The sequence below is a fragment of the Neisseria sp. HMSC068C12 genome (assembly GCF_001814095.1).
Classification (GTDB): domain Bacteria; phylum Pseudomonadota; class Gammaproteobacteria; order Burkholderiales; family Neisseriaceae; genus Neisseria; species Neisseria perflava.
In genome coordinates this window covers 1-3519 of the sequence record NZ_KV814830.1, presented here as the reverse complement: position 1 = coordinate 3519, position 3519 = coordinate 1, and the positions used below count along the sequence as shown (strand labels likewise).

Annotated in this window: 5 protein-coding genes; 1 reads left to right on the top strand and 4 read right to left on the bottom strand. The window is 45.8% G+C overall.

Features of this window, described 5'->3' with window-relative positions; translation table 11 throughout:
* Nucleotides 1-243: type IV secretion protein Rhs (locus HMPREF2952_RS10755; RefSeq protein ID WP_210398403.1), on the bottom strand; the 243-nt coding region annotated here is incomplete at its 3' end.
* Nucleotides 244-354: 111 nt separating this feature from the next.
* Between HMPREF2952_RS10755 and HMPREF2952_RS11370 the strand changes: the two genes are divergently transcribed.
* Nucleotides 355-525, top strand: a complete 171-nt coding sequence (locus HMPREF2952_RS11370) for a hypothetical protein (RefSeq protein ID WP_168165183.1) — start codon at nucleotides 355-357, stop codon at nucleotides 523-525.
* Between the two features lie 317 nt (nucleotides 526-842).
* Here the strand turns inward: HMPREF2952_RS11370 and HMPREF2952_RS10750 are convergent, their stop codons facing one another.
* The 3 genes from HMPREF2952_RS10750 to HMPREF2952_RS10740 all read right to left on the bottom strand — a co-directional run.
* Nucleotides 843-1238, bottom strand: a complete 396-nt coding sequence (locus HMPREF2952_RS10750; RefSeq protein WP_049344844.1) for a hypothetical protein — start codon at nucleotides 1236-1238, stop codon at nucleotides 843-845.
* Nucleotides 1239-1391: 153 nt separating this feature from the next.
* Nucleotides 1392-1967, bottom strand: coding sequence for a hypothetical protein (locus HMPREF2952_RS10745; RefSeq protein WP_049344845.1), 576 nt, complete (start codon nucleotides 1965-1967; stop codon nucleotides 1392-1394).
* 2 nt (nucleotides 1968-1969) lie between these two features.
* A partial coding sequence (locus HMPREF2952_RS10740) for an RHS repeat-associated core domain-containing protein (protein ID WP_283120708.1) occupies nucleotides 1970-3519 on the bottom strand: 1550 nt, incomplete at its 5' end.

Genomic DNA, 3519 nt, shown 5'->3' with positions numbered 1-3519 from the left:
TGCGTCGGTAACGACGGTATGGTCTTTGCGGTAGTCGAACGTCCATTCTTCGCCGAGGTTGTTGCTGCTCTTGAGCACTTTGCCGTCGGTGTCGTAACGGTCGTATTCGTAGCGGAACACCAGTCCGTCGGGCTGGCTGTGTTCGACCATGATGTGGTTTCGGTAGGCGAAACCGCGCAGTTTTTTGCCGTCGCGTCCGTAAACGGCGGTCAAATCGCCGTAGCCGTCGTAGTCGTAGCGCACCAGTTCCTTGCCGTTGAAGGTGACGGAGGTAAGGCGGTTAACGTAGAAACGTTCGTCTTCGGAAATAAATACGTCCCGTTCCCCGGCCGGGTCGAAATCGGGATCGTTGTCGTGCAGACGGATGGAGGAGAATACAGGTTGGAAGTGTCGGCCGCTGCCGTCGTAAATGCTGTGCGGCAGCCCGTTGTCGTCGTAGCAGAGGCGGATATGGCGGCCGTTGCGGTCGAGTTGTGCGACCAGTTGGAAAATGCCGCAGCCGGAATCGACTTCGGCAAACAGTAGCCGTGCGCCGCCGTCGGGGGAGGCGATTTGGTAGAGGTCGTCTGAAAGTCGGTTTTCAGACGACCTCTATGTTAACTACTAATGAGATTGTTAAAGAACAAATGTTTCAGACAACCTCAAAGAAGATAGTGAGGTCGTCTGAAAAACAGAAACCGCGTGCGTGCGTACCGCACACACTCCACGTCAGGACTTAAGGTTTTGTCCGGGCTATGGCTTGCTTATCCGTAAGGAATCAAACGAAGGTCATCTGAAAGTTATGTTTCAAACTACCCTATGGTTTGGTTTTGTCTTGACTCAACCAACTTACTGGGTTTGCTTTAATATTTTTCCCAGGATAAATCTAAATCGTTTTGTGGAATACATCCCATAGTCAAACATTTTACAGCACATTTGAATGCTATTTCTTTAGATAAAATATATTTAGACTCAAATAAGCCAATTTGCCCTCCCGTATTTAATTCTATTTTTAAGGTACTTCCTTCGTTAGGGTTTATTAAATTAAAAATGATGCCATTTTCTTCACCTGTTACAACATATTTCCCTCCCCCTCCACCAATCATTAAATAGTTTTCTTCTGATAAAACTAAATTTACAAGAGTATGTTGCTTAGCATCTAATTTTTCTAAAATTTCTAAAAGTCTTTCCGAGGAATTAATATGATAAACCTCTTCCTTACAATGAGATCCATTCCAGTTATCCAAAGTAATTTCCATAATAACTTCCTCTAATGAGATTGTTAAAGAACAAATGGTTCAGACGACCTCAAAGAAAGTATTGAAGTCGTCTGAAAAACAGAAACCGCGTGCGTGCGTTCCGTTCGCACTCTACATCGGAATTGTAGGTTTCATTGGCTACAGCTTGCTCATTTATAGAGACTGTATTAATTCTATATATCTGTCTGTTTTTTTATCCCAAAAAATGTACAAATAAGTAGTATCATGCTTCAACTTCGATATATCTAACTGCCCTAGAAACATTGCGGGAATATTATCAATGATAGGCCAACCAGGCTCCTGTAACCATTTGGGATGTTTATCCATGCAAATAAAATGTTCCTTAATAATCTTTTTAAAAGTGGTCACCGTCTTAGGTTTGTACTTATCATACAAGAAATTTAAATAACCCATATCAGCTGGTATCCAGTTAGGAATAGCCTCCAAAATCAAATCGAATTTTTTTTCTGTCGTTGAATTTGAAGAGTACGGTATATGTTTGTAATCTAAAATTTCCCTGAAAATATCCATCAAGTTTAACTTTGCATCAAGAGATGTCAAATCCTGACTAATTAAATATTCATAAGTGGAATTACTATTCATATAAGGTTTAGCTTTAGTATTTTCCAACAGGGAAATTAATTCTTGATTGGAAGACAACGCCATTTCCAATTCTTCAGTTGATAATTTTTCTTCCACAAAATTCTTTAAAATTTCTATTGCTTTCATAGCTAATTTCCTAGATTCCTATAAGGGTCAAGCGCTGCATGTTGTTCTCTAGTTACTTCTCTCAAATTAAAAGGACTATGCCTATCTGCATGACCTAAGCGTTGTGGCACATGATGATGCAACTCCATGGGATTTCCATTTGCATCTAAAGGAGCACGTCCTCTTTTCATTCTACTCATATTTGCAGGAGAAAATTCTCCTGTACCTTTCGAGGCTAAATACCTATTTTTCCAGTATCTTGACCTAACAACATCCCAAGATGGCATATCACCGTTAGGTAATGGTTTATCAATACGCTCGCCTCTTTTCCAACGTTTGAATAAATTCTTTAACAGCGGTTTAGGTTTATTTGGTTTATTTTTGTTGGCCGGGCACAGTCCCCAAACATCAAGCCATTCCTGCGCATTCGGAGCAAACTGATACAGATTCTCCCCACCCAACAACCCAATCGGGTCCTGATTCACAAACCTCCCCGCCTCAGGCTCGTAATACCTCATCAGGTTGTAATGCAACCCGGTCTCTTCATCATAATACTGGTTCTGCAATCTGAACGGCTGATGCGCGTTCTTGTAAACCCGCTCATCCTTTTTCAGACGACCCCAGGCGGTGTATTCGCCGTACCACAAAAGATTGCCGTGGATGTCGGTCATCTCGCGCGGGATGCCGACTTGGTCGGTGTGGAAATAGGCGAGGTATTGCTTGCCGTCTTTGGCGTTGTCAAAGACTTGGGCTAAGGGTTCGTAGCTGTCTTGGTCGGTGTAGATATAGGTGTAGCTGCCTTTGTAGGTGTACTCCTGCAATAGGCGGCTGCCGTCCCAGACGAAGTGGGTGCGTTTCGGTTCGGTACTCGTCCAGGCGAGTTTGTCTTGGCGTTCTTTGGAGAGGCGTCTGCCGAACGGGTCGTAGGCGTAGGTCCAGATCTCGGTATTGCCGGCGGGCTTTTTGATTTCGGCGCGGACGAGTTGGTTTTCTAAATCGTATTGGTAATATTGGTTTTCGCCGTCGGGCAGCTGGCGGTAGATCAGGTTGCCCAATGCATCGTAGGTGTATTCGATGCCGTTGTATTCTTTGAGGCGGTTGCCGGCGGTAAGGTTGGGGTTGGCAGGTGATTTCAGACGACCTTGAGTTTTGGTGTCGTCTGAAATCGGAGCGGTCGTTTTGCCCTCTCCACGACCCTCTCCCGCGGGAGAGGGGGTAGATGTCGGGATGTCGAGGATGTTGTGGGCGGGGTCGAAGGCGAAGGTTTCGCTGCGGCCGGTTTGGCTGTTGCGGGCTTCTTGAATGCGTCCGATTTTGTCGTAGACGTAATTGAGGACGCCGCTTCTTTGATCGGCGCTTTGAATGAGGTTGCCGGCTTTGTCGTAGGCGTAGCGGCGGTTGACGGCGCCGCCGGCCAGCGGGTTTTGTTTGCCGTGAAGCGTTTGTGTGCCGCTCCGGACGGTACGCTGGCTTTTCAGACGACCCATGGGGTCGTAGTCGTACAGGCTACTGATGCTGCCCTGTGTCCTTTGGATTTCTCGGTGCAGTTTGTCGCGCTCGATGTCGCTGACGA